We start from the raw sequence: 18,036 nt of genomic DNA, 5'->3' as shown, positions 1-18,036 counted from the left end.
GTCTTTTCAATAAATTGAAATATGCGATTCTGGATAAATCGAGAGCTATTTAAAAAGAAAAAAACTGTTGAGTTTTCTCAACAGTTTTTTCTCGTTTATCATGATTAACATTAATAGATTTAGTTATTATTAGTAGCTACTTTAGCGTCCGTTGACTCCTCTTTGTCGCTCGATAAGAACCAACCTATAACTGCGATCAAGACAAGGACAACATAGAAAGTGATTTTCCAAGCAGGTGAATGGGAGAACGATTCTGGTATAATCGCCAGTTTAGGGTGAGACAATGTTACAACAGCCAACTTGACGCCTACCCAACCGACAATAACAAATGCAGCAACTTCAAGTCCAGGTTTGCGCTCAAGCAGTTTCACGAAAGCTGAAGCGGCGAAACGCATAATGATTAGACCAATAAAACCACCGATAAAGATTACCGCAAAATGACCGCCATCCATTCCGCCAATCTTCGGCAAATTGGTAGTTGGAAGTGCCATAGCAAGCGCAACAGCTGCTAAAATGGAATCTACTGCGAATGCGATATCCGCAATCTCCACCTTTAATACGGTTAACCAGAAACCGCTCGCTTTTTTATTTTCTTTTTTGTCTACTGTAACATTATCGACATGTTTCTTGAAAATAACTTTTCGTAAAATATGGTTTAACGCAATGAACAATAAGTACAACGCTCCAATTGCTTGTACCTGCCACACATCCACTAAGAAAGAAATAGCGAATAATGAAGCAAATCTGAAAACAAAAGCTCCTGCTAAGCCATAGAACAATGCTTTCTTACGTTCCTTCTCCGGTAGATGTTTGACCATAATAGCCAACACAAGTGCATTGTCTGCTGCGAGCAAACCTTCAATAGCTATGAGGATGAGCAGAACCCATCCATATTCCATTAACAAACCAAAATCCATACTAGATTCCTCCCTTTCGACTCTGCATAAGTAAATTTAACTTGCGCTTACACCCAAAAAATAGACCTTTGCCGACTAGTGGCAAAGGTCTCGCTAACAACGTTAAGTTGCCAATAAAGCCGGAGATCGTTAGATTCTCGTAATGACGACTTTACTGTAGCAGCTACTCCCCTTTGGAATGAAGCACGATGAAGTTATAAAAAGGTATACGGGCTGTTTATAAATGGGTTTCAAAATTAAAAAACAATTTAACTATTTTTTATTTTAGATGAGCCGTTGTGCGAATCTTCATAAACCCAAAACTTCATATTGACAAAAATCTAAACTTGTAACTATAATAGTTACATCAAGCGAACGCGTCGCTTTTATTTTTTAGTCTGATTGTAACAATTATTGTTACAACTCATGAAGTTAGATTGCAAAATAATAAAACCTTAAGAAAAAGGAGTTTTTCAAATGAAAATAGCTGTTATTGGTGCTGCAGGACGTGCTGGAAGTCGTATCGTAGAGGAAGCCAAAAACCGAGGTCACCAAGTTACTGCCATCGTACGTGATGCATCAAAACTCACGAGCACGCAAGGATTCGAAGTTTTGGTTAAAGATGTGTTTCAAACGGGCGCTGAGCTAAACGAGTTTGATGTTGTTATTAATGCTTTCTCAGCGAAACCAGGCGTTGAGCACCAGCATGTGGAAGTAATCAAGCATTTGATCGAGGTACTTAAGAAATCCCCTAATACCATTCTTTATAATGTTGGCGGCGCAGGCAGCTTGCTCGTTGATGACAAGGGTACGCTTTTAAAAGACACACCTGAGTTCCCATCCATCTATTATGCTACGGCTAATGCACAAAGCGAGCAGCTTGAAGTACTTCGCGGCGAGAAAGAATTGAAATGGACTTTCTTTAGTCCAGCTGCGATGTTTGAGCCAGGAGAGAAAACAGGAAAAGTTCAACTAGGCAACGATCATTTTCTATTAAATGCTAGTCATGAGAGCAAGATCAGCATGGAAGATTATGCTGCAGTATTGCTTGATGAAATCGAAAATCCGCAGTTTCTAAATCGCCGCTTCACAGCAATCAACGTATAAGGATCATACCGAGGACAAGTCTCTGTTAAGAGGCTTGTTTTTTTGCAACTAGCCTATTCTGACGTTGTACCCCCCTACTGTAATTGTTACAATATAACTATTCATATCAATGATGTCTTCATTTGTTTACATAATTATTATTATGTTCATTTAGCATCATTAATCATTCATGCCATTAACTTTAGGAGTGACTCGTCATCAACATTATTAAGCAAAAAGATCGCGAAGAGCTCGACAAGAAGCTACCTACTATGCCTTGGTATATTGAAAAGTTTATCAATTACAAACTTCCGGATTTATCCCCCTCATCACTTGTAGAATATATGAGAGATTATGAAACGTTTCTTAACTGGTTGATGGCAGAAGGTCTATCTGAGGCAGCAAATATTAGAGATGTAGCGTTACTTGAACTGGAAAAGCTGCATATGGACAGCATTGATGGCTTCCGTATGTATTTATCGACACACAAAGTGGAGCGTAACAGTAAAACGACGATCTCACGCAAGCTTTCCTCCCTCCGTTCGTTGTTTCATTATTTAAGCCAAATTGCTGAGGATGAGGAATTTTACCCTCTGCTTAAACGAAATGTAATGGCTAAGGTAACGATCAAGCGGACTCATAAGCCGAAAGATACAGCCGCAAAGCTTGAGGGAAAATTGCTTCAAGAAGAGGAAATATCCGAATTTATGGCTTATATAAAGCAGCATTATGGGACGGATGTCGCCAAAAACAAGCAGGCTCTTTACGCATATGAGTTAAATATGACAAGAGATGCATGTATCATTAGCTTTATTTTACATTCAGGCTTACGTGTATCTGAACTCGTCAACTTAAACGTCGATGATATCGACCTTAAGAAAAAACTTTCCTATGTTTATCGCAAAGGTAAAAATGATGATACGTTTAAAACCCCTGTTTATTTTCGCCAAGAGGCCGTTGAGGATTTACAAGCTTACTTGACCCTAAGGGATCTCCGTTACAAAGCACCTAAAAGAGAGAAAGCTTTGTTTCTAGCCGTTGCTAATGGGAAAAACGAAGGCTCACGCATGACAAAACGAGCTATTCAAGAAATGGTGCTCAAATATGCCAAACGCTTTGGAAAACCCTACTTATCCGTACATAAGCTCAGACATAGCTTCGCCACTGACTACTACTTGCGAAACGACATTTACAAGACCCAGGAGCAGCTTGGGCATGCCTCACCGGAAACGACGCAAATATACGCACACTTAACCGATAAAACGATGGCACAAGCAATCGATCGAACAAAAAAAGAGGACGAGACGAGCTAACGCAACTATGCGTTAGCCTGACTTGACCTCTTTTCTTTATTAATGCCATTAAGAACTTGTTTGCAAAATAACAGATTCCTGCATAGAAAGCTGCGTTAGAACAAGATTTGAGTAGATGCCGCCTTTCTTCATCAACTCCGAATGCGACCCCTGCTCAGCAACTCGGCCGTTCTCAATGACGAGAATGAGATCAGCGTCCTTAATGGTGGATAGTCGGTGCGCAATAATAAATGCCGTTCTGCCCGCAAGCAGCGTCTGCAATGCCTCTTGGATATGCTGCTCTGTTTCCATATCTACGCTAGAAGTAGCCTCGTCTAATATGAGTATGCTAGGATCTGATAACAAGACGCGTCCGAAGGCAAGCAGCTGCCTCTGACCGACAGAGAGCTTCGATCCTCGCTCCTCCAGCTGTGTCTGATAGCCATCTGACAGCTTGCTTACGACGCGGTCGAGCCTCACACTCTCGGCTGCTCTAAGCATCTCTTCCTCCGTGGCATGGTCGTTTCCATAACGTAAGTTCTCTTCTACCGTACCCGCAAAAATAAATGAATCTTGCAGCACGATTCCCATTTGCTTGCGCAGAGATTCGAGTGTTGCCTGCTTGACATCCATTCCATCAATACGAACGGTACCGTCAGTTGCATCGTAGAAACGCATCAATAAATTAACGATCGTACTTTTTCCTGCGCCAGTTGGTCCGACTAAAGCGACTCTTTGCCCTGGCTTGACGTGGAAGGAGACGTTATGAAGCACGTCAGGCTTATTTTCCTCATATCGGAACGATACATTATCAAAGTCAACCTCGCCACGAACCTGCGGCAGTTCTAGTGCATGCTTACTATTTTTTACCTCAGGATCGGTGTCAAGCACTTCAAAAATGCGCTCGGCTGAGGCCATGGCGGACAACAGCTGACTGTACACCTTGGATAACGCGCTCAGAGGACCCCAGAACCGCCACAAATAGTTAATAAAAGCCATAATAAAGCCAAGCGTTATTGCACCCTCAATGACCCTCATAGCTCCAAACCATACAACGATGCAAGTACCCAGCATTCCAATCATTTCAACTAGTGGATATACGGTAGATTCCAACGTAATTGCCCGCATGAACGCGCCTTTGTTGCGAGTATTTATGGCTTCAAATCGCTCATTATTTGTCCGTTGGCGGGAGAATGCTTGAATGACACGTATCCCTTGAATCGTTTCGTTAACATTACCGTTAATCGATGACATTGTTGAGCGTGAACGCGACCATGAACCTTCGATTTTTGGACGGAGCTTCGCGACGATGAAATAGAGCAGCGGCATCATAATAAACGAAAGCAGAGCGAGCTGCCAATCCATCCACATCAAAATAATGACGATGCCGAGTAAATGTGTAACCTCCATCACCATCGTAATCAAGCCGCCGTTGATCAGCTCACCTATCGCATTCGTATCGTTAGTAATTCTGGACATGATTTTACCTGCCGGCCGTCCGTCAAAAAAACGAAATGACAAGGTTTGCAAATGATTAAATAATTGCTGACGAAGATCAAACAAAATGCGTTGTCCTGTAAAATTGATCCATTTGGTATGCATATAGCTGAACAACCAGCCTATTAGCTTAACGCCAAGCAAGACGGCACCTAATACATGAATAACGGAATAATCTGTTTGGTTGATCCCTTTATCTATGATATACGCAAGAATAATCGGCTCGGATAAGCTTAATAGCATATTAATAAGAACGATAATAATGACCCATGTCATTAATTTGCGATACGGGATAAGATATTGCAGCATACGCCGCATGTATTTGCCATTAAACGGCTTCTCCTCCACATCATTATCCATATCCCATTCCACTTGACTCATGATCTCACCTCTTTTCTATTGATGAGCGATTTGCTTCTGTCTATCGAACAATTGACGGAAGAAGCCACTGCCTTCGTTTAATTCCTTATGTGTACCTTCTTCAGCCACGCGGCCATTTTCAAGAACAATAATACGATCTGCATGCTGAATGGAAGAAAGCCGCTGCGCGATAATAAACGTCGTCCGCCCTTTCATTACTTCTAACAGAGCTTCGTGGATTGCGGATTCAGTTGCTGTATCTACGCTTGCCGTCGCTTCATCCAATACAAGAATCGGTGGATCCATTAAAATAGCACGAGCAAGCGCCACACGTTGTCTTTGCCCGCCTGAGAGTCCGACGCCTCGCTCTCCGATCCGCGTATCATAACCGTTTGGCATGCTTTCGATAAAGGAATGAATCTGTGATTTGCGTGCTGCTTCCTCAATTTGCTCCTGCGAAGCATCAGGATGACCGTAGGCGATATTATCTCGAATCGACGCTGAGAACAAGAAGGTCTCTTGCGGTACGATGCCTATGCTGCTCCGAAGTCCGTCAAGGTCGTATTTCCGCACATCTACGCCATCGATGAGAACACTGCCTCCGGACACATCATAATAACGTGAAAGCAAACCAATGAGACTGCTTTTGCCTGATCCCGTTGCTCCAAGTACACCGATAACCTCACCTTGCTTCACTTGGAAAGAAACCTCATCCAATATTGGCTTATCCTTCGCTGTATCCTGATCCGAAAAGTAGAATGTTACTTGATCGAATACTACATTACCGCGCATACCGCTTGTATCTTTAGCTTGATCGGGATTTTGGATATCAATCGGTGTATCCAGCACTTCAAATACGCGCGGAGCCGCTTTAATCGCTTGCTGAAAAATATTAATTTGCCAGCCAAGCATATTAAGCGGCCAAATGATGCCCCATGTATACCATTGGAACGCCATAAAGGTACCAATTGACATTTCGTCGCGAGCGACAAAGATAGCTCCGATCCAGATCATCATGACAAAGGTGAGACCGCCGTAGAAGCCCATTAACGGAAATGCTTTTGCCTCCAGCCTTGCCCGATCCATATTCGTATCGAAATTTTGCTCGTTTCGCTCTGCGAACTTCTGCTGCTCTACCGTCTCGGTCGCAAATGATTTGACTACTCGAATGCCTGAAATATTTTCTTGAAGCGTTGTCGTTAAACGCCCCATTTGTTCGCGAATATTGGACCAAGCTGGTCCTACCTTGTGGTTAAAGCGAAATAACACTAACAAAATAAAAGGGATTGTTATTAAGCTGATTAAGGTTACCTTCCATTGCATTGTCATCATGAAAATAGTCGTTCCGACAAATGTAAGCAAGCCAGTAATTAGGTTCATCGCTCCAAACCCGACAAAGTTTTTTACCGCGTCAATATCACCAGTCATTCTCGACATCAATTGCCCGGTCTGTGCGCGGTCATAATAAGAGAATGATAAGCGCTGCAGATGCTCATATAGCTCCTTCCGAAGCTTAAACACCACATTTTGACCGACCAGCTCTTGGGAATATCCTTGTATGAACATGCCTAAGCTTTTTAAAGCTTGAATGCCTGCCAAAGCAAGTGTTAATCCTATAACGACGGACATATTGCTTTTTCCAATTCCTTCATCAAATATTAAGGCTAATACCCACGGTGCCACCAAATCAAATATCGTCGCAAAAATCATAATGATTACCGCTGTAAATACCCATTTGGCACTTGGTCTTACATAAATCATCAAACGTAACAGCGTTTTCATTGGAGTGCCCCTTCCCCTGTAGGAAACAAAAAAAGACCTCAAGCCAAAGTCGGCTTGAGATCTTCGTATAATAGCGTGCAACGCTTAAAATAGCTACGTTGACACCAATGAACGAAGGCAGCCCGATCGGCATGTTTGAATAAATGGCTGGAATTTCATGCTAAACTGTGCGTCGCCGTCAATCATTCCCATCCAATTATTAAACATTCGTGAGCCCCCCTTTTCGTATCCATTTGATCATATTTTCCTAACCCATCCAAATCTTAACATCAGTTTCTGCCTTTACGCAAGAGGTGTTTACAAAAAAAAATTTAAAACCTGTCCGACTCGTTGGGCAAATCAAAGTCGCTTGAGGAGATGCCTTCCTCCACTGCAAACTCAAAATCCTCAATATCGTAAATTTGTACTGGAACCTCAGCTTCAATAAGCTTATCCTGAAACTCAAACTGATCAGACAACAATGGTACCTTCAGCTTCAAGCCTGTTAACAGCAATTCAGTTTCGATCGGATCGAACATTTCACCATAATACGCGTTATCGACAGCATGCACGACCGTAAAATGAATGGTATCGTTTAGAATTAGCGGCGAGCTTTCTCGCCAAGGCACCTGCATCGCCTTTTCTATTTTTTTGCTGTTGAGCGCGTCCTCAAAAAAAGCGATCAGCTCATTTATTTTGGATTTTACATGACCATCATCATCTGGATCATCCATGACAGGTTCAACACCGTCTCTCATATCATATAGCTCAGCTATGGAAGAATAAGGAACGACAAAATCTATTGGACGACTCGGAACAAGAAGATGTCCATACGTTGCCACCATTACTGCCTCTATTACAAAACGTCGCCGCATGTGATCTCCTCCTATCATATTGTGAAGTAAAGCTAGTTTCAAAGAACCGGTATACAAATAAGAATGGTTACACATTATTATACAATAATACATTGCATGTAAACGAGAGCCATACATCCAAATTTGCACAATATGTGTGCCTCGCAGTAAAATGATCGTTATATTAGAAGTTATAATAGCTTCGTTATATTATAGGAGGGTAACACGAATGCAAAAAGAAGAAGCCATTATTATTGGAGCCGGCCCGTGCGGCTTGGCAGCAGCGATTGAACTCGAACGAATTGGTCTTCAGCCACTTGTCATAGAAAAACGCAACATTGTTCATTCGATCTCGCAATATCCAACCTACATGCATTTTTTTAGCAGCCCTGAGATGCTTGAAATCGGTGGAATACCCTTTACGACAGCTAACGATAAACCTTCCAGACTGGAAGCACTCCATTATTATAGAACGGCCGCTCAGCGTAATCACGTTCGTGTACAAGCTTATGAAGCGATAAAAAGCATTACGCCTGAGGACGGTCAATTCATTTTACAGGGTGAAGATCGGTTTGGGGAGAAACGCCTATACAAAAGCAGATATGTCATCATTGCTACAGGTTATTTCGATCATCCAAACGAACTGGGTATTCCCGGCGAGCAGCTCAATAAAGTCAGTCATTTTTTCCGCGAATCGCATCCTTACGTTGGAATGAAGGTCGCTATCATTGGCGGAAGCAACTCAGCGATCGATGCGGCATTAGAGCTAGAACGTGTCGGTGCAGATGTAACGGTCGTCTATCGCGGCAATGATTACTCCACTAGTATTAAGCCTTGGGTCAAGCCAGGTTTCCAGAGCAAGGTAACCAAAGGCTCCATTCGCATGCTGTTCCAGTCAACCGTAACCTCTATCGAGAACAATTATATAACGGTTCATGGTCCTGAAGGCGACATCCAGATTGAAAATGATTTTGTTTTGGCTTTGACTGGCTTCCACCCCGATCGCAACTTCCTTAACGCAAGCGGCGTTACGATTGAGGAAGAAGGTTATCCTACTTTCAACGAAGATACGATGGAGACGAACATTCCTGGCATATATCTCGCAGGAGTCGTAGCATCAAGACATGAAGCAAATGAGATTTTCATTGAATCCGGACGTTATCATGGTCATAAAATAGCCGAGCATATTCTAAACCTCAAATCATGATATTGCTTTACTGTAAATAATATCAAAAAAAAAGGAATCAGCCCAATTAGGCTTGATTCCCTTTTTTTTTACTGGTTTTTAAAAGCATTGATTTGTTGGTCATCCGGCTGCTTATCGCCATACCTTGCTTCCTCATACACCTCAATAAACCGAGGCATACCCTCAATCTTCAACTTACCATCCTGCCATTTACTAAGATCTTCCGATGTTTCGCGAGGAGTCATATGTTCTTTGACCATATAACCCTGCTCGGCGCTGCTCTTCAGTAAACGAGTATATAAAAACCTGATTTTTTCCGTATTTGTACGCAGCTCATTCCATTCCTGTGCAAAGGACCGTTTCTTTGGCAGCAGCTTTTTCAGCTTATTACTCATTTGCTCTCGTAAATTAGTTAATGTCATTAAACTCTCGACTTCATCCGTAAAGCCGACCCCGCCATTGCGGCTATCTGCTCCTCTCTCCTGCAGTTTAGCAGCAAGCAGCTTCGCCCATTGCATTAACTTTCTAACGATAAAATAGAACAAAATACAGAAGATGATGATGACTAGCACGATGGCAAAGATTTTTGCAATTTGTTCCAGCAGCAGCATCCAATCGGATGGCGGCTTGGACTCCTCCATGGGCATTTGAGGAGTTGAAGAATCAATAGGAGGCTCATCAAGCGGTGCTTGCTGCCTCGACTGATTAAACCAGTTCATCATTCGCTCAATGATCGAATGAAAGAAGCGCTCAATCATCTGCTGAATTTGGCGGAATAAAGCAAGGATACTAATGATACTAACGATTACAACAATTAAAATACGATTTTGGCGTTTAAAAGCAAGAGTCGCCGACGTTTTACCTGAATCTACTGTTTCACTGTTCAAATGCCGTTCATTTGCAAAAAAGAAAAATAAAATAACGGCAGCAATTCCGCATACGATTAAAATCCCGTTATACTCTGTCAGTCTTTTTAACACAATTACTTTTAAGGGCTGTACTGCTACATAAAGGATAACGCCAATCAGCATCTGGGTATTGGGAAACGAGAAGGACCATCCGCGCAATTGCGACGACATGCCTCTCATTGCAGCGAAAGCAGCAATAAGTCCGCATATAACCATTGGAATGATAGCCGTATCTCCTACCCATGCGACAAAGAACAACCCGCTATGCAATGCCCCTATTGCGATCGCTAAAAGCAGCTTCACACCGTAGCGTAATCTTGAATAATTTCCAAGGATTACCGAACTAGCCCAGTAACAGAAAGGAATAGTCGCTATCCAAGGCCATACGGCTGCTGTAGGCAGCAGGTAAACTGCTATAGTGATAAATACGGGCAAATAAAAGAGCAGTTCGATAACGCCTTGACCAAAGATGTTTAAAGTAAGAGATCGCTTCTTTGGCTCATTCACGCGATCACCTCTTCTCTGCCGCGACTTGATATCGCTTGTCCATCATCGTTATTTGCGGTCTGAGCTTTATCTGTCAGCATCCAAACCGCTACGGCATTTCCGTTGTAGCGCAGCTGATCGGCTTGCTTCTCCAGCTCTTCGTTCCAATAGGCTGTAATCATGAGTACATCCCGTTCGCTGTATCCGCTTTTTGCTTCACGTTCTATTAAATGATGAAACAGCTCGGTTCGTTCAATGTCAAGCTTCGCCATTTCCTCCCAAATAACGATTAAATGCTCATGTCCGCCTCGCGGCTCGATGTGAACGCTTTCCATCATACCAGTTAAAGGCATATTAGATGCAAATCCAACTTCCATGCCCTGCTGTATGACAGCTTGGGCTGCTCCAGCTGCCCATTCTATGCCGCGCTCGATTAATCCAAGATCAGTTACGTTTCGCCACATGCCCTCTACATCGTCAACATTCAAATAAATCATTAGCCTGCGGTCCGCAGTGAAATCATACTGATGTACTTGAAGGCTTCCTGTCTTCGCCGTTGCTTTCCAGTTGATTTGCTTATACGTATCGCCAGCTTGATACTCACGCACACCCGCAATGATGAATGGATCATTGATGATCCAGCGGCGAATTGATTGATCCCCCTGCCAGCTATGATAAGGAAGCTCATGAATGGGCACATCTGCAGGCTTTGGATAGACGAGCAGCTCACCCTGAAGGGCAATTTGAGCGGACGCATTGGTTAAACCTAGCGGATCACCGCCCGTTAACGTTACGGTTTGAAGCTTGTACCAACCTCGCTTCGCACAGGTAATGCGATGAGTGCGCGTAATTTTCGTATACGGTGAAAGGCTGAAGAAGCTCTTATGGTTCTGATAAAGCTGCCCGCTGCTGACAGAGAAATTATCTAGCTGTTGAAAATGTAAATGCGTGGAAAGCTGCGACTCCACACGCAGCCAAGGAACCGGCAGCCATTTAGCATTGGCCATCTCTTCGATCATCTCGACTTGATCACCGCTAAAACATGATTTGCTCGTAAAACGCCGTTCATATTTAATACGGCGCAATACGAGCTTTTGAAATAATTTGCCCTGTAATGACAAAATGACGATTGCAGCCAAAATAAACCAGAATAAAATCATCGTGCCGCCTAACGAACCGATACGCCTGCTTCAGCAGGCACGGCCGTCAAACGAATAATGTCATCAATAATGGATTCCGCCTGATTAGCGGTACGATGCATGCCGCGAATGGCTAATCGGTGGGACAAAACAGGCTTTGCCATTGCCTTAATATCATCTGGTGTTACGAAATCGCGCCCTCGCAAAATGGCATGCACCTGAGACGCACGCAGCAGCGCTTGACTGCCACGCGGACTAACACCAACGGAAACCTCCTCACGCCTCCGTGTCTGCTCTACGATTTGCAGCAAATACTGAAGAATGTCATCCGTCACTTTCACGGCTGAATACGCTTGCTGAGCCTTCTGAATGACATCGATGCCAGCAACCGGCTCGAGCTGTGCTAGCGGATCATGATCTTTAAAACGCTTTAATAGCTGCAAACCTTCTTCAGTCGTCGGATAACCCATTTTTATTTTGAATAAGAAACGATCTAGCTGTGCTTCCGGAAGGGGAAACGTCCCTTGATGCTCAACAGGGTTTTGTGTAGCAATAACCATAAAAGGACGCTCCAAATATTTGGTTTCCCCATCGATGCTAATTTGGCGCTCTTCCATGCATTCAAGCAAACTCGATTGTGTGCGAGGCGTCGCACGATTAATCTCGTCAGCCAACAGTAAATGAGTAAATAATGGACCAGCTCGGAATTCGAACTCGCTTATCTTTTGATTATAGAAATGAATGCCACTCAGATCCGACGGAAGCAAATCTGGCGTAAATTGAATTCGTCTAAATGATAATGCTAATGATTTGGCCATGGATTTAGCAAGCAATGTCTTGCCTGTTCCAGGTACATCCTCGAGCAGCACATGCCCTGAGGTAAGGAGTCCAATTAGCAACAATTCTACAACTTCTTCTTTGCCTACGATGACGCGTCCAATATTGGATTTCACTTGTTCAGCTAGTTGTTTAATCGTTTCAAAAGACATAAGTCAACTCCTTCATTATGTTTTAAAGCCAGTTCGATCACGCTGCAGCTTCTGCAGTTCCCGCCAGCGAATCATGCGGATGCCTTCACTTTGCATCGTCTTCTTAATCTCAGGATCACGGAATAAATCTAGTTCCATTCCCCTCTTCAGAGGCTGCATGTGAAAAGCATTCAGCTCATCGGTTACAAGAGACGGATGAATAATGATTTCAGAAACACCTGATTGCAAGCCTTCAAGCACCTGCTGCATGCTTGCCTTTAGAGAATCATACGTTTCGCCATCCTGCAAATGAAATGGCAATCCGATTAAATAATCAAGGATAACAACACCTTTCGAATCCGCAAGCATAGCAAGCTGTTTCGCCTGCTCTTCAAGCTCTGGCGAGGCCACTTGGCCAATATTTTGCCGTAAATTACGAGGCAAACGGAATGGCAGGCCATAGGAAGCGCATACATCCAAAACTATAGACAAGAAATTCCTGCCTGTTGCTAATCCATACAAACTTCCCATGTGATTGTCAGCATGGGATGGTTTCATCCCCATAGCAATAGCCATTTCAATTTGTGCGATAAGTTCTTCCTTTACTTGCTCTGGATCTGCTTGCAGTTCAAAGGTTTTGCTGTCCTTCGGGAAATAATTTTCATGAGTAACAAGTGAACTTGTGCTTCCTTTACGGTTAACAGGACCCCAGCGGTACATGTCCCATTCACTAGTAAATGTAAAGTGGACACCTACATCGATTTGCGGGTGACGCGCACTCCAAAGCGCTGCTTCCCTCGCCCAACCACAAGGCATCATAATAGTCGCCGAGCTAACCGTCTGTTCAAGCAGCAGCTGCTGAATGCCGATATTTACCGAATGGCATACTCCGTAATCGTCTGCGTTAATAATCAGCAGTTTCTCGTTCTCGCCGTAACCGAGTGCTTTTGCTAAGCTCATTAATAATCATCCTCCCAATGTTCATTGATCCAGCTGAACCCAAACGTTGTCTGATCGATAATGCCACAAAGTATTTCCTCTTTATCTAAATTATCTCTTAAACGCACGGCAAAATGCAATGCTACATCTAGCAATCTTAATTTCATTAATATCGGCAATATCTTTAATTCATGATGAGTTAACGGATTCGTATCTTGATAACCCTGCAATAAACGTTTCACATTAGCTCGTATATTAGGGTCATCTGGTTTAAGGATATCGACGATAATTACAGCAAGCTCCATCGCTCTAACATCAACTGTTGTGAACTCAAAATCCAGCACGCCTATGATCGCATCGCCCTGAGAAACCGTATTATTAAAAACCAAATCGCCATGGATCCATTGTTTCGGCAGCTCTTCAAGCTTATTGCATTCCTCTATGAGCTTAAGCCGCTCCTCATGCAATGCCATGAAGCTTGATTTTCTACTCGCAAGATCTTCTGATTGAGATTGATATGTCATTGCAAAAAAGGCTTCCTCATCCATAGAGGCATATGTATTCTCTAACATGTAATATGGGCTGTACAGCGGCTTTCCTCTCAGGTTTATGCTGCTTAAGGCACTCGAGAGCTTCGCTGCTGCAACACCTAGTGCATAAACATGATCTGGGTTTGAAACCGTCGGTCGGTCACCCTCAATATAATGAAATAGTGAAGATAATGTACCATCCGCTGCAACGCTGATCGTATCGCCCTTTTTATTATGAACCGGAATCGGCACCTGAAAGGTCAGATCTTGTTTATTCAATGCGTCCAGTACTTCATGCTCCAGCCCCACAATATTGCTATCCTTATGGTTATTGTAAATACGCAGAACAAATTTTCTATTTCCCGACGAAATGATACGGGTCGTATTATTCATCCCGCTCTCCCGATGCTCAATAAGGCAAGGCTCTGCGAACTCATATTCATTTAAATAAGCCGTAAAATCTATGCTGTCTTTCAAAACTGACTAGCCTCCTTGATGGTCCAGCTGCAATCTATTCAATCGAGTTCCAAGCTGTTCCAGCCAGCTCGCAGAGAGTTCTTTTACGTCAAGCAGCTCACTTATGCCTTTTAAGTCTTCCTTATCTCGGTACATGACACGGTTAGCTTCCAAGACCGTCTTGCGAGCAGGATGTTTATATGTAATCTCAAACGTCATTCCAGCCTGTATACTGCCTTCTTGAAGTACACGGAAATAAAGTCCTGTATAACCCTCTCGCTGAATATGACCCGGCAATTCTGGCAGCTTATGTCGTAACCCAAGCTTATAGCACGGCTGTCTTGGCTGACTCACTTGGAGGATGACATCGCCAGCTTGGATAATGTCACCGATACACAAATCCTCCTCTGTCCAATTGGATAGTGTGAAGTTTTCGCCAAAGGCTCCGTAATCAAATGGCTCCTCGTATTGCTCACGCCAATAAGAGTAACGCTCCTGGAAATACACACACACCGCTTTGTCCGGACCTCCATGATGAACGGTATCACCCTGTCCATCACCCTGCAGCCCCGTTGTGGTCAGCGCATGGGCTGTCAGAGTAGGCTGCTTGAAGATGCCCGATAAGATCTCTTTGCTGCCATAAGCAATCGATACAGGCATGCCCACATTGAGTGATACGAGACTCGCAGTCTCTATCTGATGAGTCATATGTATTGTCCCTCCTAAGTTTATCTCTTATTTAACTATTATAAGCTTCATAGGGAGATGTTGGCAAAGAGATCTAACCACATCTATTACTCATGTGGTTAATCCATTGCCAACCTTACTTTCGACACATTCTACTTTCGTTAGCCTCTGAGTTGTCGAAAACCTCTCTTTCATGTTACTTATTGCGCTTCCCCGGGAAATGTTTTTTAAATAGTCCGACTATTTCCTGAAATGGTTCCGTATTATTTCCCGCAGCAAACTATGAATATTTAATAGCTTGCTGTATGAGCTGCTGGGGTGTTGCATGCAAAAGGACAAACGAATAACGCTCAAAATAAAAAACTCGCATCCAACTAGATGCGAGTCAATTGATTATATTTTTTTTACTCTGCTTGATTAGAATTCTGTTCCAGAATGCTGAGAACGAGCCCTTTGAGCTCTATAATATCAAAGGGTTTCGTAAAGCATTGGGTAATTCCGAGAGCAAGGGCTTCTTCCATTTTCTCGGGATCGGCATATGCCGTAATGAGGATTACAGGCACCTCTGGCGACAGTTTTCTTATCCCTTTTAAAATATCAATACCGTTTATTTCTGGCACTTTCAAATCGAGCAGCACACAATTTGGCCTTTGCTGTTCAAAAATGTCCAATGCGATGCTGCCATTCTCAGCTTCATAAACTTCGATTCCCTGAGCGGTAAACAATTCGGCAAGCATCTTTCTAATGTAGGGTTGATCGTCTACAACTAAAATCTTATCATTCAAACCCGTTGATTGGTGAACCGAGTTTGTAGTGGTTTTTACAATGGATCCAGAAAGCGGTTGATCAAATATTCGATTAGTAGATATTGAAGTAACCATTACGGATGGGAGATCTGGCATACTTGCTTTGAAGTGTTGCTGCTCCTTTTCCATTTTTCGTTGATGAAAGAAGACAAACGACACCGCGACAATCATAGCTGCAGCGAAAAGAATGAGAAAATAAATCAATGCGTTGTCTCCTTATGTTCTTAGGCTGAATTACTGCTTAATGAAAATGGACTAATTCAGATTTAGTCATTAACGAGCATCGGTCCAAGTGGACCATCTTCATTTATAATATCTTGAAGTTCGTAAACGGATATCGGAAAATACAGAAACCCAAACACATATGCTGCCAGCTCATAAAGCTGGAAGTATACCACGAGTGAACGATCAGCCACGTAATAGTCCTGGTCAGGCCTTATCGTTTTGAAAGGCTCCAGCGTATCAATCTTTCTTGCCAAGATTTGTGCGCTTACGATGGCGCTAATCTGTCCAACATAGTCCGATCCAGGTTTAAATAGCTGAGCAAGCGTATAGGTTTGTCCTGTCGATTGCTTAAAGGTCAGTGATTGCTGAAGCGTCAAGCCATGAGCTCCGCCCGTATAGGCATAATTGAACAACGAGAGACTAAGATAATCCTTTTGATTGTTCTTCTGTTCATAATAGCCAATCATCTGAGCCCTCGGATCATCAAGCGAGCCTTGATTATGAACCATCTGCTGCACCGTATGATGAATTAAATGGTTAATCTTCTTATCTGCGGCTTCGCTTCTGCCTCCGCTCACATACGGCAATGACAGCTCAGCTTTCGGAAAATCAGCTTTTGCAGTTTGTATAACAACGGGCGGTTGAAATGACATATGAAAGACACCTTCCTATTCGGTAAGATGCTCCATTGTATGCAAAACACGTCTCATCTCATGCCAAACGATTCCACCATGCGTGGAGGCTGATACCCCTCTTCGCTCGAATTGCTCCGATTCATAGAAGGGAATAAGATGCTCCTCGCACATCAAAATAATCGAATCGATGCGGGATAACATGCATTGTTCGACTAGCTTCCGCAGCAATAACGAACCGATGCCTTGTCCTCGAAAATGGTCATCTACTGCGATCGTAAGGATGCAAAAGTTGTTCCCATCCAAAAGATCGGCTTGATTTCCCTTCATCTCGTCACCGCAATCAGTCTGAGAAGTACGAATACCATTTGTTATTCCAATTAATTGGTCACCAAGCCAAACCGACCAAAAAAATGAACGGTAATGCTTATAGCGAAATTGAAAGCCAGCCATGGTAGCAGCAGCTTCTGGCGAATAGCATTTTTGTTCTAGCTTAATGGCTGCGTCGAGTTCCTCTTCTGCGATGGTGCGTAGTTCAATTTCGTTCACAGGAGCGCCTTCTCACGTTCAGTCAACCTTCTGCCACTTACGTTAAGAACAAGCTTTCCGTCTTTCAAGCCGAGAATTTGATCAGCGAATCGCTCCGCCCAGTCACCCTGATGCATAACAGCTATCACGATGACACCTTGCTCCTTGCATAGCGCTTTCAAATCAGTTAGAACTTGATCAGCCGTATGAGGATCAAGACCGGAAACGGGCTCATCTGCTGCAATGACCTTAGCGCCATGAACGAGTGCTCTTGCGATGGCCATACGTTGACGTTCGCCGCCGCTAAGTGTACTCGCCTTCTGATGCGCTTTATCGATCAAACCACGCTTTTCAATCATGTCCATTGCACCCATGTAATCGTCGTTACGAACCATGCCTGTCCATCTGCGCCAAGCAGGCGTCTGTGAGATTGAACCGATAATAACATTTTTCAGTCCAGTCTTGTTCGGGAATAAAAAAGGCTTTTCCTCCACATAAGCAACCTCTCTCCGAACTTTAAGCTTGCCTTTGAATCCCTCTTTGAAAATATCTTTGCCGTCAAATTGATAGGAGCCTTCGCTCCACTTTTCTTGCAAAGCAAGGCATCGTAGCAGCGTGGACTTCCCACTTCCGCTATCGCCTTTAATGGCAATAAAATCGCCAGGATAAGCCTCAAAGCTAATATCATCGAGCACCTTAGGCCCGCCGGGAATTCGTCTGGATAGGTTCTTTACTTTGATCATTTTCCGCTCTCCTTCTGTTTGCAGCAACTAATTCTATGAATCTAGTTTACGTTAAAC

At 43.3% G+C, this 18,036-nt stretch carries 17 protein-coding genes; 3 read left to right on the top strand and 14 right to left on the bottom strand.

Translation table 11 applies throughout. The annotated features are described in order from the left end of the window. Nucleotides 1-119: 119 nt before the first annotated feature. Entirely contained in the window at nt 120-917 is a 798-nt protein-coding gene (locus AC787_RS10335; protein ID WP_054024699.1) for a TerC family protein, read from the bottom strand. Between the two features lie 456 nt (nt 918-1,373). On the opposite strand from AC787_RS10335, the gene AC787_RS10330 reads away from it, so the two are divergent. Then, a complete protein-coding gene (locus AC787_RS10330) occupies nt 1,374-2,003 on the top strand; it encodes an NAD(P)-dependent oxidoreductase (protein WP_054024698.1) in 630 nt (209 codons plus the stop codon). 197 nt (nt 2,004-2,200) lie between these two features. Then, nucleotides 2,201-3,295 (top strand): tyrosine recombinase XerS, encoded by a 1,095-nt coding sequence (gene xerS, locus AC787_RS10325; RefSeq protein WP_054024697.1) that lies wholly within the window; start codon nt 2,201-2,203, stop codon nt 3,293-3,295. Nucleotides 3,296-3,343: 48 nt separating this feature from the next. Here xerS and AC787_RS10320 read toward each other — a convergent pair whose 3' ends face one another. The 3 genes from AC787_RS10320 to AC787_RS10310 all read right to left on the bottom strand — a co-directional run bounded on the left by AC787_RS10320 (nt 3,344) and on the right by AC787_RS10310 (nt 7,767). Then, nucleotides 3,344-5,152 carry an ABC transporter ATP-binding protein gene (locus AC787_RS10320; protein ID WP_054024696.1) on the bottom strand — a complete coding sequence of 603 codons (1,809 nt, stop codon included), beginning with the start codon at nt 5,150-5,152 and terminating at the stop codon, nt 3,344-3,346. Between the two features lie 15 nt (nt 5,153-5,167). Continuing rightward, on the bottom strand, nt 5,168-6,913 hold the full coding sequence (locus tag AC787_RS10315; RefSeq protein ID WP_054024695.1) for an ABC transporter ATP-binding protein: 1,746 nt from the start codon (nt 6,911-6,913) through the stop codon (nt 5,168-5,170). 311 nt (nt 6,914-7,224) lie between these two features. After that, nucleotides 7,225-7,767 carry a hypothetical protein gene (locus AC787_RS10310; protein ID WP_054024694.1) on the bottom strand — a complete coding sequence of 181 codons (543 nt, stop codon included), beginning with the start codon at nt 7,765-7,767 and terminating at the stop codon, nt 7,225-7,227. Nucleotides 7,768-7,975: 208 nt separating this feature from the next. Here AC787_RS10310 and AC787_RS10305 point away from each other — a divergent pair, with 208 nt between their 5' ends. After that, nucleotides 7,976-8,953 (top strand): YpdA family putative bacillithiol disulfide reductase, encoded by a 978-nt coding sequence (locus AC787_RS10305; protein WP_054024693.1) that lies wholly within the window; start codon nt 7,976-7,978, stop codon nt 8,951-8,953. A 68-nt stretch (nt 8,954-9,021) separates the two neighbouring features. Here AC787_RS10305 and AC787_RS10300 read toward each other — a convergent pair whose 3' ends face one another. The 10 genes from AC787_RS10300 to AC787_RS10255 form a co-directional block, all read right to left on the bottom strand. Then, nucleotides 9,022-10,347: a DUF4129 domain-containing protein gene (locus AC787_RS10300; protein WP_054024692.1), complete on the bottom strand. Its 1,326-nt coding sequence runs from the start codon at nt 10,345-10,347 to the stop codon at nt 9,022-9,024. Continuing rightward, complete coding sequence (locus tag AC787_RS10295; RefSeq protein WP_054024691.1) at nt 10,344-11,486, bottom strand: DUF58 domain-containing protein; 1,143 nt, start codon at nt 11,484-11,486, stop codon at nt 10,344-10,346. The genes AC787_RS10300 and AC787_RS10295 overlap by 4 nt, the downstream gene beginning before the upstream one ends. Before the next feature lie 8 nt (nt 11,487-11,494). Next, a complete protein-coding gene (locus tag AC787_RS10290) occupies nt 11,495-12,454 on the bottom strand; it encodes an AAA family ATPase (RefSeq protein ID WP_054024690.1) in 960 nt (319 codons plus the stop codon). Nucleotides 12,455-12,469: 15 nt separating this feature from the next. Continuing rightward, nucleotides 12,470-13,393 carry a polysaccharide deacetylase family protein gene (locus AC787_RS10285; RefSeq protein ID WP_054024689.1) on the bottom strand — a complete coding sequence of 308 codons (924 nt, stop codon included), beginning with the start codon at nt 13,391-13,393 and terminating at the stop codon, nt 12,470-12,472. Continuing rightward, complete coding sequence (locus AC787_RS10280) at nt 13,393-14,379, bottom strand: phosphotransferase (protein ID WP_054024688.1); 987 nt, start codon at nt 14,377-14,379, stop codon at nt 13,393-13,395. The genes AC787_RS10285 and AC787_RS10280 overlap by 1 nt, the downstream gene beginning before the upstream one ends. A gap of 6 nt (nt 14,380-14,385) precedes the next feature. Beyond that, nucleotides 14,386-15,066: an MOSC domain-containing protein gene (locus AC787_RS10275; RefSeq protein ID WP_054024687.1), complete on the bottom strand. Its 681-nt coding sequence runs from the start codon at nt 15,064-15,066 to the stop codon at nt 14,386-14,388. A 383-nt stretch (nt 15,067-15,449) separates the two neighbouring features. Beyond that, a complete protein-coding gene (locus tag AC787_RS33190; protein WP_054024686.1) occupies nt 15,450-16,055 on the bottom strand; it encodes a response regulator in 606 nt (201 codons plus the stop codon). A 62-nt stretch (nt 16,056-16,117) separates the two neighbouring features. Then, complete coding sequence (locus AC787_RS10265; RefSeq protein ID WP_054024685.1) at nt 16,118-16,729, bottom strand: DUF3298 and DUF4163 domain-containing protein; 612 nt, start codon at nt 16,727-16,729, stop codon at nt 16,118-16,120. Nucleotides 16,730-16,744: 15 nt separating this feature from the next. Then, nucleotides 16,745-17,257, bottom strand: coding sequence for a GNAT family N-acetyltransferase (locus tag AC787_RS10260; RefSeq protein ID WP_054024684.1), 513 nt, complete (start codon nt 17,255-17,257; stop codon nt 16,745-16,747). After that, on the bottom strand, nt 17,254-17,979 hold the full coding sequence (locus AC787_RS10255; protein WP_054024683.1) for a phosphonate ABC transporter ATP-binding protein: 726 nt from the start codon (nt 17,977-17,979) through the stop codon (nt 17,254-17,256). The genes AC787_RS10260 and AC787_RS10255 overlap by 4 nt, the downstream gene beginning before the upstream one ends. Between the last annotated feature and the right edge of the window lie 57 nt (nt 17,980-18,036).

It is taken from the genome of Bacillus sp. FJAT-28004, assembly GCF_001280845.1.
In the GTDB taxonomy this organism is placed as follows: domain Bacteria; phylum Bacillota; class Bacilli; order Paenibacillales; family Paenibacillaceae; genus Pristimantibacillus.
Note: the sequence above shows the minus strand (reverse complement) of the source record. Positions and strands in the feature narration are given on the sequence as shown.

Coding starts and splice junctions, on each gene's coding strand:
- AC787_RS10265 (WP_054024685.1), bottom strand. CDS start 16,729: ATGTCATTTCAACCGCCCGTTGTTATACAAACTGCAAAAGCTGATTTT.
- AC787_RS10335 (WP_054024699.1), bottom strand. CDS start 917: ATGGATTTTGGTTTGTTAATGGAATATGGATGGGTTCTGCTCATCCTC.
- AC787_RS10255 (WP_054024683.1), bottom strand. CDS start 17,979: ATGATCAAAGTAAAGAACCTATCCAGACGAATTCCCGGCGGGCCTAAG.
- AC787_RS10310 (WP_054024694.1), bottom strand. CDS start 7,767: ATGCGGCGACGTTTTGTAATAGAGGCAGTAATGGTGGCAACGTATGGA.
- AC787_RS10285 (WP_054024689.1), bottom strand. CDS start 13,393: ATGAGCTTAGCAAAAGCACTCGGTTACGGCGAGAACGAGAAACTGCTG.
- AC787_RS10295 (WP_054024691.1), bottom strand. CDS start 11,486: ATGATTTTATTCTGGTTTATTTTGGCTGCAATCGTCATTTTGTCATTA.
- AC787_RS10305 (WP_054024693.1), top strand. CDS start 7,976: ATGCAAAAAGAAGAAGCCATTATTATTGGAGCCGGCCCGTGCGGCTTG.
- AC787_RS10330 (WP_054024698.1), top strand. CDS start 1,374: ATGAAAATAGCTGTTATTGGTGCTGCAGGACGTGCTGGAAGTCGTATC.
- AC787_RS10315 (WP_054024695.1), bottom strand. CDS start 6,913: ATGAAAACGCTGTTACGTTTGATGATTTATGTAAGACCAAGTGCCAAA.
- AC787_RS10275 (WP_054024687.1), bottom strand. CDS start 15,066: ATGACTCATCAGATAGAGACTGCGAGTCTCGTATCACTCAATGTGGGC.
- AC787_RS10320 (WP_054024696.1), bottom strand. CDS start 5,152: ATGAGTCAAGTGGAATGGGATATGGATAATGATGTGGAGGAGAAGCCG.
- AC787_RS10290 (WP_054024690.1), bottom strand. CDS start 12,454: ATGTCTTTTGAAACGATTAAACAACTAGCTGAACAAGTGAAATCCAAT.